The 15430-nt window shown below is 70.2% G+C and carries 13 protein-coding genes; 9 read left to right on the top strand and 4 right to left on the bottom strand.

From position 1 onward, the window contains the following. Nucleotides 1-15: 15 nt before the first annotated feature. Complete coding sequence (locus tag SMIR_RS41555; protein WP_212728671.1) at nucleotides 16-1047, bottom strand: C40 family peptidase; 1032 nt, start codon at nucleotides 1045-1047, stop codon at nucleotides 16-18. Between the two features lie 479 nt (nucleotides 1048-1526). Between SMIR_RS41555 and SMIR_RS41550 the strand changes: the two genes are divergently transcribed. Together SMIR_RS41550 and SMIR_RS41545 are read left to right on the top strand one after the other, a co-directional pair. Continuing rightward, nucleotides 1527-2201, top strand: a complete 675-nt coding sequence (locus tag SMIR_RS41550; protein ID WP_212728670.1) for a TlpA family protein disulfide reductase — start codon at nucleotides 1527-1529, stop codon at nucleotides 2199-2201. Further along, nucleotides 2198-2974: a cytochrome c biogenesis CcdA family protein gene (locus tag SMIR_RS41545; protein ID WP_212728669.1), complete on the top strand. Its 777-nt coding sequence runs from the start codon at nucleotides 2198-2200 to the stop codon at nucleotides 2972-2974. Before SMIR_RS41550 ends, SMIR_RS41545 begins: the two co-directional genes overlap by 4 nt. A 150-nt stretch (nucleotides 2975-3124) precedes the next feature. Here SMIR_RS41545 and SMIR_RS41540 read toward each other — a convergent pair whose 3' ends face one another. Then, complete coding sequence (locus SMIR_RS41540) at nucleotides 3125-3724, bottom strand: hypothetical protein (protein WP_212728668.1); 600 nt, start codon at nucleotides 3722-3724, stop codon at nucleotides 3125-3127. Between the two features lie 150 nt (nucleotides 3725-3874). Then, on the bottom strand, nucleotides 3875-5119 hold the full coding sequence (locus SMIR_RS41535) for a L,D-transpeptidase (protein WP_212728667.1): 1245 nt from the start codon (nucleotides 5117-5119) through the stop codon (nucleotides 3875-3877). A gap of 276 nt (nucleotides 5120-5395) precedes the next feature. Here SMIR_RS41535 and SMIR_RS41530 point away from each other — a divergent pair, with 276 nt between their 5' ends. From SMIR_RS41530 to SMIR_RS44155, 7 genes are all read left to right on the top strand, one after another. After that, nucleotides 5396-5926, top strand: coding sequence for a hypothetical protein (locus tag SMIR_RS41530; protein ID WP_212728666.1), 531 nt, complete (start codon nucleotides 5396-5398; stop codon nucleotides 5924-5926). Continuing rightward, nucleotides 5923-7509 (top strand): apolipoprotein N-acyltransferase, encoded by a 1587-nt coding sequence (lnt, locus tag SMIR_RS41525; RefSeq protein ID WP_212728665.1) that lies wholly within the window; start codon nucleotides 5923-5925, stop codon nucleotides 7507-7509. Before SMIR_RS41530 ends, lnt begins: the two co-directional genes overlap by 4 nt. 85 nt (nucleotides 7510-7594) lie before the next feature. Continuing rightward, a complete protein-coding gene (gene lgt, locus SMIR_RS41520; RefSeq protein WP_212728664.1) occupies nucleotides 7595-8458 on the top strand; it encodes a prolipoprotein diacylglyceryl transferase in 864 nt (287 codons plus the stop codon). Continuing rightward, nucleotides 8455-8703 carry a hypothetical protein gene (locus SMIR_RS41515; RefSeq protein WP_212728663.1) on the top strand — a complete coding sequence of 83 codons (249 nt, stop codon included), beginning with the start codon at nucleotides 8455-8457 and terminating at the stop codon, nucleotides 8701-8703. Before lgt ends, SMIR_RS41515 begins: the two co-directional genes overlap by 4 nt. 91 nt (nucleotides 8704-8794) lie before the next feature. Then, nucleotides 8795-10249, top strand: coding sequence for a M23 family metallopeptidase (locus tag SMIR_RS44160; RefSeq protein ID WP_249938694.1), 1455 nt, complete (start codon nucleotides 8795-8797; stop codon nucleotides 10247-10249). A gap of 124 nt (nucleotides 10250-10373) precedes the next feature. Next, nucleotides 10374-11429, top strand: a complete 1056-nt coding sequence (locus SMIR_RS41505) for a cytochrome c oxidase assembly protein (RefSeq protein WP_422664544.1) — start codon at nucleotides 10374-10376, stop codon at nucleotides 11427-11429. 204 nt (nucleotides 11430-11633) lie between these two features. After that, on the top strand, nucleotides 11634-12050 hold the full coding sequence (locus SMIR_RS44155; RefSeq protein ID WP_249938693.1) for a hypothetical protein: 417 nt from the start codon (nucleotides 11634-11636) through the stop codon (nucleotides 12048-12050). Between the two features lie 609 nt (nucleotides 12051-12659). Here SMIR_RS44155 and mgtA read toward each other — a convergent pair. Further along, entirely contained in the window at nucleotides 12660-15344 is a 2685-nt protein-coding gene (gene mgtA / locus SMIR_RS41495; protein ID WP_212728662.1) for a magnesium-translocating P-type ATPase, read from the bottom strand. Nucleotides 15345-15430 lie beyond the last annotated feature (86 nt).

Below are 15430 nucleotides of genomic sequence, written 5' to 3'. Positions count from 1 at the left end.
ACAAGTAGGCCTCAATCAAACCCGGACGCCAAACTCGAAGGGGCCGCCGATGGTGCTCATCGACTCGTACCGGACGACCGTGCCGGTGCGGGGGGCGTGCAGGATCTGCCCGTTGCCGGCATAGAGGCCGACATGATGCAGATCACCGAAGAAGAACACCAGGTCGCCGACCTGCAGATCGCTCTGTGAGTAGATGCGCGTACCGATGTTGGCCTGCTCCTGCGAGGTGCGCGGTATGGAGACACCGGCCTGCGCGTACGCCCACGAGGTGAGGCCCGAGCAGTCGTAAGAGCTGGGGCCGGAGGCGCCGTACACGTACGGCGTACCTATCTTGGTCTGCGCGGCCTGGAATGCGGCACCGGCCCGGCCGGAGGCCGGCTTCGCATCGCCGAGGGCGCTGCGCGCGCTGGCGCGACTGGCCCGTTCCTCCTTGGCGGCGAGCGCTGCCTTGTCCTGGGCGGTCAGGGTGTTGAGGAGCTTCTGCGCCTGGCCGAGCTTGGCCTGGACCTCTTTCTTCTTCTTGCCCAGCTCCGTGCGGGTGGCGGCGAGGTCCTTGAGCTTGTCGGAGGCGTCCTTGCGCTGCTGGGCGAGCGCACGCTGCTTCTCCTGGACCTTCTTCAGCTGCTCGACCTGCTGGGAGCTCAGCTGGTCGAGCGTGGACGCCTTGTCGAGGTAGTCGTCGGGGTTGGACGAGAGGAAGAGCTGTACGGAGGGGTCGATGCCACCGGTGCGGTACTGGGCGCTGGCCATCGAACCGAGGCCGTCGCGGAGCTTGTTGAGCTCGTCCTGGCCGCGCGCGACCTTGTCCTGAAGGCCGGAGATCTCCTTCTCCAGCTCCTTCTGCTTCTCCTTGGCCCCGTCATACTCTTCGGTGGCCTTCTCGGCCTCTTCGTAGAGCTTGTCGACCTTGGACTTGACCTGGTCCTTGCTCTCGCTCGGCGCGGCGTTGGCGGCGTTCGCGCTCAGGGCCACGGCGGCGGCCGCGGCGGTGGTGAGCACGGTCACGCGGGTGCGGCTCGGCTGCTTGGGTCGACGGTGGGACGCCACGAAGGCGAGCTCCTTCTTCCTCCAGCCGCCTGCCGATGAGCCGACGGGCGGTGCCCCTCCACCGTCACTCCCCATGAGTGATCACCGAGCAGAGGTTCGAGGCCAGACGCTACTAAGTTTCTTAGAGATAGTTCAAATCCCTCTTGGAAAAATCTCCGCCCCGGGGCACATTCTTTACGCGCAACTCACCCGCTGCAACAGCATGCTGACACTAAGTTGCGTAGCAGATTCCGCAATTCGACCATTCTGCATGTCTGTTGCGATCGGCGCGTGCGCGACTACCGGCACGAAAGGTAGTTCCGGCCAGGGCCACACCACCAGCGAGCCGACGGCCGAACCTGACCCGGGCGCGTCCGGACGGCATGCCCGCCCCCTCGCCGCCTCGGCACCCCCGGCAGGCCGGCGCATGCACCGACCTCTAAGCTGCTTAGTGACCTAATTGGTTCACTCCTCCCAACGGAAAGCGAAGGAGCACCGCCATGGCAGCGCCACCGCCATGCGCCGGACGGCGTTCCGCCCCGACGACGCGGAACACCCGCCAACCCGCACGATGTCCACGCACCTGGCGCGCCGCGGCCCTCGCCGCCGCCGCGGGCCTGGCCCTCGCGGCCTGCGGATCCAGCGGCGCGTCGAAGGCGTCGGGCTCCTCGGCCGCCTCCTCCAACCGGGGCCAGTCCGCCTTCGCCCAGTACCCCGCCGGCAAGCGGCCCGCCGGGCCACGCATCAGCGGCAAGCTGGTCGGCGGCGGAACGCTCGACCTGGCCGCCTGGCGCGGCGACGTCGTCGTGATCAACGTGTGGGGTTCGTGGTGCGCACCGTGCCGCGCCGAGGCACCCACCCTGGCGAAGGTCGCCGACGCGACACGGAAGCTCGGCGTGCGGTTCGTGGGCTTCGACACCCGGGACAACGACGCGGCGGCCCAGGCCTTCGAGCGGAACTACAAGATCACCTATCCCAGCTTCCGCGACCCCGACGGCCAGCTGGTGCTGCGCTTCAACGGCCGCGTCCCGGTTTCGGCGGTGCCCAGCACCGTCCTCATCGACCGGTCCGGACGCATCGCGGCCCGGATCATCGGCCCCACGTCCTACGAGACCCTCAACACCGTGGTCAGGGAGCTGGCCGCCGAGAAGCCGGGCACGGGAGCAACCGCATGAGCCTCGCTGCCGGAGTCGGCCAGACGGTGGCGGCCGGGCCGCTGCTGCTCGCCCTGCTGCTGGCGCTCGCCGCCGGAGCCCTTTCCTTCTTCTCCCCCTGCTGCCTGCCACTGGTGCCCGGCTACCTGTCCTACGTGGCCGGGATGACCGGCGCGAACGCCTCCGGCCCGGCCGACGGGCGGGGCTCGCGCTGGCGGGTCACGGTCGGCGGGCTGCTGTTCGTCACCGGGTTCGCAGTGGTGTTCACCAGCTACGGAGCCCTGTTCGGGGGCGCCGGTGCCACGCTGCTGGTGCACCAGCGCACACTGACCGTCGTGCTCGGCGCCTTCACCATCGTCCTCGGGCTGCTCTTCGCCGGGGTGCTGGAGCGGCTGCCGCTGTCCGGGCTCAGCTGGCGGCTGAAGTACCGCCCGCGCGCCGGGCTCCTGGGTGCGCCCGTACTGGGGGCGCTGTTCGCGATCGGCTGGACGCCGTGCATCGGCCCCACGCTCGCCGCCGTCCTGACGCTCGCCACCGACAGTGCGAGCGCCGGCCGCGGAGCCCTGCTGTCATTCACCTACAGCCTCGGCCTGGGCGTGCCGTTCCTGGTCGCGGCGTTCTCCTTCGACGGGGCCGTCCGGCGCTTCGCGTTCGCGCGGCGGCACGCCCGCGGCGTGATGCGCTTCGGCGGCGCGCTGCTGGTGGCCGTGGGCGTGATGGAGGTGACCGGCTGGTGGGGCGAGCTGATCGCGAGCATGCAGTCACTCATCACCGGCTTCCAACTGCCGCTGTGACGCCGGCCTGAGAACCGCCCATCCAGCCACAGACTCCAATCGACGAGCCGCGCGAGGAGATCCGGCTGCTGCGCGCCAGGCAGACGGCGCAGTTCTCGAAGTCGTCCAGAACCCGACGTCCGCACCACGCACAGCACGACCGGCACCCCCTCACATGCCAGGCATTCCGGACATGCTGCTGCTCGGACTGGAGCCGCTCCCGGACGAGGAGGTGACCGCCTTCTTGCCCGCGGGTGTGACGGCGGACCAGGTGCCGTCCTTGCCCTGGCCGTTCATCTCGCCCACCTTGGTGTCGCCCATGTAGCGGTACAGCGGCCAGCCGGCGAGGGTGATCTGCTTCATCCCGTCGTCGCGGGTGATGGTGCCGAGCTTGCCCTGCACACCCATCACCTTGGGGGTGCCCTGCGCCATGACCGGCATCCACGTCTGCGCACAGCTGCCGGTGCACATCGACATGGCCGCCTTGTCCTTGTCGTAGCGGTAGAGCGTCCAGCCCTTGGCGTCGGTGACGATCGTCCCCATACCGTCGGACGTCTGCTTGGCCATGAGCATGTCGGTACTGACCATGTCGCCACTGCCTGCGGAGGTCCCGGCGGTGGCTGTGGCGCCACCATCGGCCGGAACCGTGGTCTCGGCCGGCGCGGCGGCGCCAGTGTTGGCGGAATTGTCGGTCGACGCGCCACACGCGGCCAGCAGCAGCGCCGAGGCGACACCCGAGGCCATGGTGAGAGCGATACGGTGCCGGGACACGGAGTTCTCCCTTGTGATGCTTCCTGTACCTACTGACGCTCTTAGTACGTTGGCGGTCCGGCGGCCGTTCAGTCACAGGCGCCACACATGACGAAGCCTTTACCCGGGACGGGCAAAGGCTTCGCGGGGGAGCGGGACCGGCCGGGAGGGTCAGCTCAGGGCGCTGCCCTTCTTCCAGGTGTTCCAGTCGACGTTCCAGTCCCCGTACCCGTTGTTGACGGCCACGGTGTCCTTCGAGTTGACGACGGTGACCGGGTCGCCGAAGTTCACGCGCTGGAAGAACCACTTGGCGTCGGCGGTGCTCATCCCGATGCAGCCGTGACTGCCGTTGACCTTGCCGAACTTGCCCTCGTTCCAGGGCGCGGCATGGGTGTAGGTGCCCGAGGGGGTGAGCTGGACGTCCCACTTGACGGCGCCGAGGTCGTACGCCTCAGGGCCGAATATGCCGACCGTGCGGGAGTTCATCCGGATGGTCGGGACCTTGCTCAGCACGACCATGGTGCCGTTCCAGGTCTCGAAGTCCTTCTTCCCGGCAGAGACCGGGATGGTCCTGACGGCCTTGCTGTTCTCGCTCAGGGTCAGCGTCTTCTTGACCACGTCGACGGTGGTGGTCACGGACTTGCCGACGGTGAAGTCGACCTCGCGCTTCTGCGTACCGACCAGGCCGCCGTTCTTCACCCCGACCAGGTTCATCCCGAACCTCACCTCGGTGCCCGGCTTCCAGTACTCCTGGGGCCGGTAGTCGACGCGGTCCTTGCCGTCACGGTCCTTCATCCAGCTCCAGGAGCCCTCGACGGCCGGGGAGGCCGTGACACTGAGACCGCGCTCCACCGCCGCCTTGTCGCGGACGGGCTTGTTGAACACGACCGACACGGGCAGGGCGACACCCACGGTCGAGCCCTGACTGACGTTGTAGGTGCCGACGAAGATGTCCTTCTTGCTCACGGTCGTGAAGCTGCTGCTGCGCGAGACCTTGCTGCCGTCGGAAGCGGCGAGCTGCGCCTTGAGCGTGTAGGTGGTGCCGTACTCCGTGCCGCGCGTCGAGGTCCAGGTGCCGCCGTCGGCGGACACCTTGCCCTCCAGGGCCGTGCCGTCGCGGGTGGCGACCGCGACCGACGTCAGCTTCCCGCCGCGGGCAGTGACGACGAGCGGCTCGTCGGCTATGACTTCCTTGCCCATCACGACGGGGGAGACCGCAACGGCGGCCGACGGCGTCGAGGTCTCCTTGGACGCGGCCCCGCCTCCCCGCTTCGAGTCGCCCGACGCCGACGAAGCGCCCTGGCTGCACGCGGCCAGGATGAGCAGCCCCGCCACGGCGACGGCGGCATATCCCAGCCGCCTGCGCCGCAGCCGTGGACGTGCGGGCCCCGAGGTCCCGCGTCGGCTGTACTGCACGGCCGTCCTCCATTCGAAGCATCACTAAGGTATTTAACAGACGTTCGACACCCCTCCCCGGTTCCCGTTCGGAGGGTGCGACGCACGACAGATTCTGCTGACGCGACCGGTCTGCGCATGGGCAGTCCACGGGAACGTCTTGACACAAACGAGTCGCCCTTCTACGAAGAAGGTTCGCAGACTACGATGACGGTCGCGGCCGGTCGCGTTCCCCGTGTCCCCACTCTCCCCCGGTTCCGCCCGGCCGACGACCCCTTTTCCTGGAGGAGCAGCACCATGCGTACGTGGCCTCTCCGCCGGTGGCTCGCGGCCGCCGCGGTCACCGTCCTGGCGGCGCTCGTCATCGGCGTGCCCACCGGCGTGATCCCGACGCCCTTCTATGCCCGGATGACTCCGGTGCTGTGGTGGAACTACCCGGTGTGGGCGGTCAGTTCCGTGCTGGAGGGCTTGCTGGTCGCAACGTATGTACGCCCCCGCGCCGCGGCGCTTCCCGCGCAGGTCGGCAGCACTCTGATACCGCTCGGTGAAGCGGCCTGGAATCCCGCGTCCGGGGAGGTCCGCTCCCAGGAGGAACCCGCCAGCGACCGCCCCCGGACCGCCCGGGCCCTGCTCGGGGGGATCGGATCGGCGCTCGCCGTCGGCTGCCCGATCTGCAACAAGCTGGTGGTGCTGGCCATCGGTGTGAGCGGCGCGCTGTCGTACTGGGCGCCGGTGCAGCCGGTGCTGGCCGTGGCCTCCGTCGCCCTGCTCGGCTACGCGCTCGTGCGCCGCCTGCGCACGGCCGAGGTCTGCGCGCTGCTCTCGTGAAGCCCTGGATCTCCGCCGCCCTGCGCACGCTTGCCCCGGCCGCCAGCGGCGGTCTGCTGCTGTACGCGGCCTTCCCTCCCCTCGGCCTGTGGTTCCTCGCCCCGCTCGGCCCGGCGCTCCTCGCACTCGCGGCACGCGGGCGCTCCAAGCGGGCGGCCTTCGCGGCCGGCACCGTCTTCGGGCTGGTCTTCTTCGGGCCGCTGATCGTCTGGCTGGCCAACCTGGGCACGCTGCCCTGGCTCGCCCTCACCGTCGTACAGGCGCTGGTCCTGGGCCTGGCGGCGATCCCGCTGCCCAAGCTGCTGTCCCTGCCCGGCTGGCCGGTGTTCGCCGCCGCCTGGTGGGTGGCGGTGGAGGCGGTGCGCGGCCGGGCGCCGCTCGGCGGCTTCCCGTGGGGCCGGCTCGCCTTCAGCCAGGCCGATGCCCCGTACGCCGCCTGGGCCGCGCTCGGCGGAGCCCCGCTGCTCACCTTCGTCACGGCCCTGCTGGGCTCGCTGCTGCTGTATGCCGCGACGGCGCCTGCGGACCGGCGGCGCAAGGTGCTCGCCGCCGCCTGCGCCGGGGCCGCGACGCTGGTCGCTGTACCGCTGACCCTGCCCAGTGCCGGTCCCGTGAAGCGGACCGCTGTGGTGGCCGTCGTCCAGGGGAACGTGCCCCGCACCCGCTCCCTGGCCGAGCAGGCCCGCGTCCGGGGCGTGGCCGCGAACCACGCGCGCGAGACCGCCCGGCTGGCGGCGGCGGTACGCCGGGGTGGCGCCGAGCGCCCCGACGTGGTGCTGTGGCCGGAGAACGCCCTGGACAGCGACCCCACCCGCGACCCGGTGCTCGGCTCCCTGGTGGCGGATTCCGTACGAGCCCTGGACCGCCCGCTGCTCGTCGGCGCCATCCTGCGCGGCCCGCGTGACACCTCGTACAACGCCGGACAGCTGTGGCTGCCCGGACAGGGCCCGGTCGCCTTCTACGCCAAGCGGCAGCTCGTCCCCTTCGGGGAGTACATCCCGGCCCGGGGCCTGCTCGGCGGTCTCGGCTCGCTTCAGCTCATCCCGCGCGACTTCACCCCGGGCAGCTCGACGAAACCCCTCGTGGCGGGCCGGGTCCGCATCGGCGACGTGATCTGCTACGAGATCGCGTACGACGGACGGGTGCGCGACAGCGTGCGGGCGGGCGCCAATCTGCTGGTCGTCCAGACCAACAACGCCACCTACGAGCGCGCCTTCGAAGGCGGGGAGTCCGACCAGCAGCTGGCGATGGCCCGGATCCGGGCCATCGAGTTCGGGCGGGCAGTCGCCGTGTCGTCGACCAGCGGGGTCAGCGCCCTCGTCGCGCCGGACGGGCGGGTCACCGACCGGGCGGGCACCTGGCGCTCGGCCACCCTTAAGCGGCGGGTGCCACTCATGGAGGGCCGCACCGTCGCCGAGCGCGTCGGCACGTGGCCCGAGGCACTGCTGGCCGGGCCGGCGGTGGCGGGGCTAGCGGCCGGGCTGCTCCGCCGGAGGCGACCGTCCGCCGGCCCGTCCGCCGGTTTCCCCCTCTCCGAAGAGACTCCCCACAAGACTTCGCTACCCGCCGCCGCAGGCCGCTGACCTGCTGGCCCTGGACCACCCGCCTCTGCGACATCACAACGGAATGTTTACGAATCCGCTTAGCAGTATCTCCTATACTGCGGCCATGCAGCTCGCCTACCTGCCCAGCCCGTCGACCGGAGTCGTCCACCTGGGCCCCATCCCGCTGAGGGCCTACGCCTTCTGCATCATCATCGGCGTCTTCGTGGCGGTCTGGCTCGGCTCCCGGCGCTGGCAGGCGCGCGGCGGCGGCAGGCACACCATCGCCGACATCGCGATCTGGGCCGTGCCGTTCGGCATCGTCGGCGGCCGGCTGTATCACGTGATCACCAGCTACGAGCTGTACTTCGGCGAGGGCAGGAACTGGGTCAACGCGTTCAAGATCTGGGAAGGCGGCCTCGGCATCTGGGGTGCGATCGCCCTCGGCGCCGTCGGCGCCTGGATCGGCTGCCGCCGTCACGGCGTGCCGCTGCCCGCCTTCGCCGACGCGGTCGCTCCCGGCCTGGCACTGGCGCAGGCGATCGGCCGCTGGGGCAACTGGTTCAACCAGGAGCTGTACGGCAGGGCCACCACTCTCCCCTGGGGGCTGAAGATCGACTCCGCGCACCGCCCGGTCGGCAGCCCGGACGTGGCAACGTACCACCCGACATTCCTGTACGAGTCCCTGTGGAACATCGGCGTCGCGCTGCTGGTCCTGTGGGCCGACCGCCGCTTCAAACTGGGACACGGCCGAGCCTTCGCCCTGTACGCCGCCGCGTACACCGCCGGCCGCTTCTGGATCGAGTACCTGCGCATCGACGAGGCCCACCGCATCCTGGGGCTGCGCCTGAACGACTGGACCTCGGTCCTGGTGTTCACCGCCGCCGTCGCCTACCTCGTGGTCTCGACCCGTCAGCAGCCCGGCCGGGAAGAGCTGACCGACCCCGAGGCCCTGACCGTCCCCGAGCAGAAGAAAGCGAACGCGGCATGATGACGAAGGCCAAGAAGACCAACCAGACCAAGATCGGGCGCATGCACACCCGCTCCGTGCCATCCCGGATCTTCGGCTGGTCCCTGCTCGGGCTCAGCCTGGTGGTGGTCGTGCTCAACTGGATCGAGGAGTTCAGCAGTCTGGAGGCCCTCCCCGGCGGACACTCCGTCCTCTACCTCGCGGGCGGAATCGTGGGTGCCACGGTGGGGGCGTGGCGTGCCGGGGTGTTTGACGCGAAGTCGTAGCCGTTCGGGCTTGATCACTAAGCGGCGTAGTAGGTTACGACATCTGCGGCATGACCAATCCCCTCCCGCTGCCCAGCCGAAAGTAGAGCCGGTGACCGACGAGCAGTACCCCTTCGGGGGCGCGACCACCCATGCTCTGAACAACTGGCAGGGAGGCGGTGGCGAGTACGGACCCCAGAGCGTCCAACCCGGCGGCGTGGGTTACGACTCGTACGTCCCAGCCGATCAGTGGGGCGTTGCCCATGGCTACGGTGATCCGCTGTACGGAGCTCAGCCCGGCGACTGGGGATATGAGATACCGCCGGTTCATGGCGTGCATCCCGACACGCACCTGCCGCAAGCCGTCGGCGGCCACGCCACCGCCACCATCTGGGAAACGGAGACCGCCTGCCACGAAGCGGTCCTGGACATACCAAGTCCCGTTCCACCGGAGGCCCTCGGCCTCACGGACGCGAGCGACCAGTGGGGTACCGCCCACCCGGCAGCGACAGGGTGGAGCGAGCCGGCCGAGCTGCCCAACGGCGGTCATTACACGTGGAGTACCCCCACCGCTGCGTCCACGTCCGCCTGGGAAGCGGCTCCGCACGAGGAGCCCGGCTCGTTCCTCGACGCACCCGCCCACTCCGGCCCGGTCGATGCGCCCGCCCACCAGCCGCCGCCCGGCCCGGAGTACGAGCCGGCCCTCTCCGACGGAAACACTGAGAGCAGCGCGGAGTACACATCCCAGCCGGAGGGTTCCCGAAACGCCTCAGAAGAGACGGTGGCGACCATCCCCGCACCGCGTCGCTCCGATCGCCGCAACCGCCGGGCGTCGGCCCGGCGGTCCGCGTTCCTCACTGTCGCCGCTCCCTCAGTCGCCGTCCTGGGCATGGCGGGCTTCGCCGCCGCCTCCGTCGGCCTCGGCGACCGGGCCAGGGACACCACGCAAGCCGACGCCGACACAAGCCCGCTCACCGCATCGTCAGGCGTCGGCAACGAGTTCGACACGCAACTCGCCGAACTCCCGGGCGACGCCCGCGACTTCGCCAACCGGGCCAGCCGGGCCCAGGAGCGGGTCGACCTTCAGCAGCGGCGACTGGAGGAGCAGAAACTCAGGCACGAGGAAGCCGCGCGGAAGAAGGCGGAGGCGGCGCATCGAGAGGCGCTCCGCCCGAAGTACGCGCTCCCCGTCGCCCAGCGCGGGGTCGGCGAGCTGTTCGGGGCGGTCGGTTCGATGTGGTCGAACCGGCACACCGGACTCGACTTCCCGGTCCCCATGAACACGCCCGTGATGGCCGCGACGGACGGCACCGTCCAAGCGAAGTGGAACCAGTTCTACGGAAACATGGTCATCGTGACCGCCCCCGACGGCACGGAGACCTGGTACTGCCATCTCGCCTCCGCGAGGTTCCGCTCGGGTTCCGTCAAAGCGGGCGAGGTCATCGCCTACGCCGGCAGCAGCGGCAACTCGTCGGGCCCACACCTGCACCTCGAAGTGCACCCAGGCGGAGGCGCCGCGGTCGACCCGCTGGCGTGGCTCCGCAGCCACGGCCTCGACCCGACGTGAGGCCCGGAAGCCACACCCGGGGCGGAACGGGCCGTATGGGCGCGTCATCATGGAGCGCCGAAGATCCCGGCAGGGCCAAGTCCGGGCCGCACGTGAACGCGTGGGAAGGGCGGGCGAAAACGGGATGATGCCGCTCGCGGCCGGCGGTGGCCAACACGTCCTGACGCTGCCGGAACTGACCGGTGGCCGCTTCCTGGACACATGGCGGCCGGACCCGGCGGCTATCGTCGTAGCGGTGCTCCTCGGCGGGCTCTACCTGTGGGGCGTGGTCCGGCTGCACCGCCGCGGAGAACGCTGGCGGTTCGGACGGACGACCGCCTTCCTGGTGATCGGTCTGGGCACGATCGTGTTCGCGACGATGTCCGCCCTGGCCGTGTACAGCCGCCTCCTGTTCTGGCCGGCCGCGGTGCAGAACGTCCTCCTCGATCTGATCGCCCCGATCGGCCTGGCCCTCGGCGATCCGCTGTCCCTGGCCTTGCGGGCACTGCCGCCACACCTCTCCACCCGCGTGCGCCGTGCCATGACCGGACGGGTCGTACGCCTGCTGACCTATCCGCTGGTCAGCTCCCTGCTGGTGGTCGCCACCGAACTGGGCATCTACTTCACCCCGTACTTCGCCACGGCGCTGCGCGTCGGCGCGGTGCACGAGCTGATGTACCTGCACCTCCTCGTCTCGGGCTGCCTGTTCGTGCTGCCCATGCTGGCCGGGGAGGAACTGCTGCCGGCCTGGTGCACCCACCCGGTGCGCGCGGCACTGGTGTTCCTGGACGGCGTCTTCGACGCCATCCCCGGACTGGTGGTGATGACCAGCAGCACGCTTCTCGCCGGGCGGTGGTACGCCGCCCAGGGACGCGACTGGGGTCCGAACGTGCAGCGCGACCAGATGATCGGCGGCGGAGCGATGATCTCCATCGCAGAACTGGTGGGCCTACTGTTCCTCATCGCCATGCTCGCGGAGTGGGCGCGCAACGAGAAGGCCACCACGGCGGCGCTCGACCGGCGGCTGGACGCCGAACTGGAGCGCGTCCCCCCACCGATGGCCGACACGGCAGCAGAAACCGGCGCCGGTGACGCCGAAGCCGACCGGGTACGACCGTGGTGGGAGACCGACCCGGGCATCGTCGGGCAACGCTTCCGCGCCGCACGCCGCACACAGGACACGCCACCCAGGCGCCCGTAGGACCGCTGCCGACGACGGGCCTGGCCGGTCACCGGCAGCCACGGTCCCCTATGGCGTTTGATCCAGTGCACACGAGTCCGCTCAGCTGACGCGAGCGTCAACGGCACCTCCCCGCCCAGCTTTCCCTCCTCGCAGAATGCGCCACCAATGAACTCCACCTCTCACCGCCGTCACCGCAGACGCACCAGCACTCGCGTCCCGGGGTTGCTCACCGCCCGACCCCGGTTCCTGGTCACGGCGGTTGCTCTGATCATCGCGTGCATCACCGTGCCTCTGGTGGTACTGGGAAGGGGAAACGATGCGGCACCCGCCGGTTCAGGGGCCGGCAAGTCCTCCGACGACGGGGGCGATGAGGGCAAGGGGAAACAAGAGCCCAAGTGGGACGGCAAGACGAAGGTGATCGGGGACGGCTCGACCTCATACACCGGGCCGCAGCCAGGCCAGCTCAAGCCGACGCCCCTCAAGCCCGGTGAAAAGCCTCCTCAGTTCGTCGTCTTCTCCTGGGACGGCGGCTTGCAAGGGGATGACCATCTCTTCTCCCATTACCGGGAGTTGTCGAGCAGGTTTGTCTCCGCAGAGATCGTGTCCCCCGCAGGTCGTGTCGCTTTGCACCAGGGCTGACACCTCTGGTGTGTGTCGCGCTACGAAGCCCCGTCGTGTCCCTTTCCCAACTGCCGCCTGTGGCGGACATCACGTCTCGCCGGACTCGGCGGCAGAGGAGGACTCTACGGGCGGGAGGCATCTGAGCGGATGGACTCGGTGCTGCCCGCCGGCGCGGCCTGTCGTACGGGAAAGGGTGCGGCGGGTGTCGCAGCTGCTCTGCATCCAGGTGTGCGGTCCGTCGTCGCGGAGGCGGATACGGCCCGGACTTCCGCAGGTCCCGCGGGTGTGCTCGGAGGCGGTCTCAGCGGCGTCGGTGAGGGCATCTCTGAAATGGGCCAGGCACGTTCGTCGCTCCACTCGCTTCGGCGTTCAACGGAGTGGGGAGTTTTCAGTGAGCGCCGGACACGTTGTCGAGGAGTTGAAGCGCCTCGTCGGCCTGCTGCTCGAACACGAGACGCTCGATGGCGCGCTGGTCTACGACCTCCTAGGCATCGAGCACACCACCGGCACCACACCATGGCGCCGCACCGCAGAGCGCCCGCGAGGGAGCCCCCCCTCGCGGCCCGCGGCCACTGCACCCGGGCGACGAGCGGCCGTGGCGCCAATGCCGAGTGAGCGATGCTGCCTTCATACCCGCTGCCGTCGGCCGATTCCGGCCGGCCTGCGGTAGCGGGAACTCGCCGGCCGCTGGAGCCGGTCGGCGGTGCTGAAGCGGCCGGCGCGGCGGCGCAGGTGGCGGTGGCCGGCGGCTGGCTGGGGGCGGGCGGGGGCGCGGGCGGTGCGGTAGAAGAGCCGCTTGCCGATCTCGACCAGGCCGAGGTAGCCGACGACCATGGTGGCCAGCGCGGCGAAGAAAGCCGTCGGCAGGGGCTGGAAGCCGAGGGTGTGGGCCAGCGGGGTGGCCGGGAGGATGGCGCCCACGACGACGACGCAGGCGGTGGTCAGCGCCACCGGGACACTGGGGTGGCTGTGCCAGAACGGGATGCGGCGCGTGCGGATCGCGAAGATCACCAGGGTCTGGGTCGCGAGGGATTCCACGAACCAGCCGGAGCGGAACTGCGCCGGTCCGGAGTGGAAGGCCCACAGCATGACGGCGAACGTCGCGAAGTCGAAGAGCGAGCTGATCGGCCCGAAGTAGACCATGAAGCGGCGGATGAAGCCGATGTCCCAGTGGGCGGGGCGGCGGACCTGCTCCTCGTCGACCTCGTCGGTGGGGATGGCCAGTTGGCTGGTGTCGTAGAGCAGGTTGTTGAGCAGGATCTGCGACGGCAGCATCGGCAAGAAGCTCAGGAACAGCGAGGCGCCGGCGGCACTGAACATGTTGCCGAAGTTGCTGGACGTTCCCATGAGCACGTACTTGATGGTGTTGGCGAAGATCCGCCGTCCCTCGGCGACGCCGTCCGCGAGTACGTCGAGGTCCTTCTCCAGCAGGATGACGTCGGCGGCGTCCTTGGCCACGTCGGTGGCCGAGTCGACCGAGATGCCCACGTCGGCGGCGTGCAGGGCGAGCGCGTCGTTGACGCCGTCACCGAGGAAGCCGACGTCACCGCCGGTCTGCCGCTGGACGCGGACGATACGGGCCTTGTGTTCCGGGCTGACCCGGGCGAACACCGTGGTGCGGGCGATCGCGGCGGCGAGCTGCGCATCGTCCATGGTGTCGAGGTCGGCGCCGGTCAACGCGCCGACATCGCTGAGGCCCAGGTCGTGGCAGACCTTGGTGGCCACCGCCGGGTTGTCACCCGTGACGATCTTGACGGTGACACCGAGACCGGCGAGCCGGAGCAGCGCCTGGCCCGCGTCGTGCTTCGGCGGGTCCAAGAAGACCAGCAGCCCGGCCAGACGCAGATCCCGTTCGTCCGCGGGGGCCGGACCGGCCGTCCCGGGGGCGGGCCGGGTCGCCACCGCGACCACCCGGTTCCCGGCGGCGAACTCCGCCTCCAGCGCCCGGCGGGCGGCGTCGGGCACGTCCACACAGCGCTCCAGTACGGTCTCGGGCGCGCCCTTGGTGACCAGGGTGGTCGTGCCGGAGCCGCCGGCGACGACGACGGAGACCATCCGCCGTTCATGGTCGAAGGGCAGCAGACCGACCCGCGTCCAGCGGGTGGCGGCCGGGCGCTGGGAGGCGGCGGCGGGGGACTCCCACAGCGCGGCGTCCAATGGGTTACCGCCCACCACGTGGCTTTCGTCGAGTTCGTTCTCGGTGCATAGCAGTCCCCAGCGCAGCACGTCCTGCGGGGACTCGCCGCCGGTCGGAACTGCCCGCATGAAGTCGATCCGTCCCTGGGTCAGCGTGCCGGTCTTGTCGGTGAACAGCACATCGACGTCGCCCAGGTCCTCGATGCACACCAGCCGCTTGACCAGCACTTTCCGACGACTCATGCGCCGCGACCCGGCGGCCAGGCTGGTGGAGACCACCGCGGGCAGCAGTTGCGGGGTGATGCCGACCGCGATCGCCAGCGAGAACAGCAGCGCGTCGATGAGCGGCTTGTGCAGGGCGACGTTGATGACGAAGATCGACGTGGTCAGCGACCCGGCCACGTACACCAGGAACATCGAGAAGCGGCGCAGTCCTACCTGGAACTCGGTCTCCAGCTGATGGGTGCTCAGCCCGGCCGCGATCTTCCCGAACTCGGTGCCCGCCCCGGTGGACACCACCACGCCGCGGGCGCTGCCGGAGTGCACGACGGTGCCCATCAGCGCGCATCCGGACAGCTCCGCCAGCGCAGTACCGGCCGGGACCGGGGCGGTGTCCTTGCCGACCGGCAGCGACTCACCGGTCAGCACCGACTCGCTGCACTCCAGCCCGTTGACCTCCAGCAGCCGCAGATCGGCGGGGACGACATCGCCCAGCCGCAGCTCCACCACATCGCCGGGGACCAGGGCGGTAACCTCCACCTCCGCCGGACTGCCGTCGCGCAGTGTGACCGCCCAGTGGCGGATCTGGGCGTGCAGCGATTCGGCGGCCTTCTCCGCCCGGAACTCGTTGGCGAACCCCAGGCCGACGGAGAGCGCCACGATGACCCCGATGATCAGCGCGTCGCTGCGCTCACCGACGAAGTACGAGATCACGGCGGCGGTCAACAGCAGGCCCAGCAGTGGCGAGCGCAACTGATGCCACAACACCAGCAGCAGGCGGGCGCGGTGCGAGTGGACCGCGTTCGGCCCCCAGCGCTGCAGCCGCCGCCCGGCCTCTCGCGCGGACAGTCCCGCGCCGCTCACCTCCAGGCCGCGCAGAACCTCCCCGGCGGGCTGAGCGGCGGCAGCCGCGATACCGACCACGGCCGCCGACGGTGCCGGGGCCGCGGTCACCATGACCGGTCCCGGCGCGTGCGCTCGCCCGCCCGATCGGGGTGGACCGCGGAGCCGGCGCCGGAGCGGGGACCGCCGCCGGAGTCGGC

The organism is Streptomyces mirabilis, assembly GCF_018310535.1.
Classification (GTDB): Bacteria; Actinomycetota; Actinomycetes; order Streptomycetales; family Streptomycetaceae; genus Streptomyces.
This window is presented reverse-complemented; position numbering and strand designations above follow the sequence as displayed.